We start from the raw sequence: 630 nt of genomic DNA on the forward strand, positions 1-630 counted from the left end.
CGCAATGTGGTAATGCGCTACGATATGAACCGCTCCGACAACGTGGATACCTTCATGCAGGGTAACGGCTACATCTTGGGCACCGATGCGCTCGACAGCCGCAACTACCGCGGCAAGAGCATCAACATCACCGCGCCGAACGGCCAGATGCTGTTCAAAAGCTGCTCTCCGCGCAAAGCGTAATCCCACTTGACCCACAGCCCCACTTTTGCCATGATGCCGCCGTCCGCCGCAAGGCGGTTTTTCCCCGCATACCACTTTGGAGTGAACACTATGAAAACCAAACAGATTTACACCGCAGCAGCCTTCGCCCTGATGGCCTTCGGTTTCAGCGCCAACGCTTCGGCTGCCGGCGGCACAGTTTCCTACAGCTGCCAAGGCGGCAAAAACGTCAGCGTCAGCTACGATTTCAACAGCGCCGGCGTACCCACCACCGCCCGCGCCAACCTGCAGGGCCGCAATGTGGTAATGCGCTACGATATGAACCGCTCCGACAACGTGGATACCTTCATGCAGGGTAACGGCTACATCTTGGGCACCGATGCGCTCGACAGCCGCAACTACCGCGGCAAGAGCATCAACATCACCGCGCCGAACGGCCAGATGCTGTTCAAAAGCTGCTCTCCGCGC

The 630-nt window shown here is 58.7% G+C and carries 2 protein-coding genes; both read left to right on the forward strand.

Translation table 11 applies throughout. The annotated features are described in order from the left end of the window. Positions 1–183, forward strand: a 183-nt coding sequence (locus OP500_RS11225) for an ACP-like domain-containing protein (protein WP_443135154.1), incomplete at its 5' end; no start/stop codon positions are given. A 90-nt stretch (positions 184–273) separates the two neighbouring features. Continuing rightward, positions 274–630: ACP-like domain-containing protein (locus OP500_RS11230; protein ID WP_274071002.1), on the forward strand; the 357-nt coding region annotated here is incomplete at its 3' end.

The sequence above is a fragment of the Kingella sp. SNUBH-2017 genome (assembly GCF_028680565.1).
Lineage (GTDB): Bacteria > Pseudomonadota > Gammaproteobacteria > Burkholderiales > Neisseriaceae > Kingella_D > Kingella_D pumchi.